This is a genomic window from Bradyrhizobium viridifuturi (genome assembly GCF_001238275.1).
Classification (GTDB): Bacteria; Pseudomonadota; Alphaproteobacteria; order Rhizobiales; family Xanthobacteraceae; genus Bradyrhizobium; species Bradyrhizobium viridifuturi.
In genome coordinates this window covers 1-530 of record NZ_LGTB01000135.1, presented here as the reverse complement: position 1 = coordinate 530, position 530 = coordinate 1, and the positions used below count along the sequence as shown (strand labels likewise).

Below are 530 nucleotides of genomic sequence, written 5' to 3'. Positions count from 1 at the left end.
TGCGGCGCCCGGCTGCACGGCGCCATGCTGCTGCGTGGCGGTGGGCGGCGCGGTCGCCGACTGCGGCAGCGGCGGTCCATTCTTCGCGCCCGGCAGAGTGTGCGCACCCGGCGCGCCCATCGCGTTCGGCGTGGTGGCTGCGTTCGGAGCAGCACCAGGGGCTCCCATGGCCGCGCCCTGTGCCGGCGTCACGCCTTGCGGACCGCCCGGCCGTGCCAGATTGGCCCGCTGCATCGCCGCGGCCGGCAGTTGCGGTGCCGCCGTGACCGGCGCACCGCCCATCGCCGCCGTCACCCCGGCGGCATGGAGCTGCGCCGGCGTCGGGTTGGGATTGTTGATCACCGTATTGATAACCGTCGTGTTGTGGATGTTGTTGAACACGATGTTGTTCTGCGGCGGCACCACATAGGCCGGCGCGGCGACATAGGCCGGCATCGCCACGAAGAACGGCGTCGGCAGCACGAACAGGCCGATCGGCGGCGGCGGTGGCGGCAGCACCACGAAGTCCGGCGGCGGCGGCGGCAGGAAGA

Annotated in this window: 1 pseudogene; it reads right to left on the bottom strand. The window is 72.6% G+C overall.

What is annotated here, in order from left to right:
• Positions 1-530: pseudogene (locus ALC15_RS40975) on the bottom strand (caspase family protein); the annotation flags it as partial.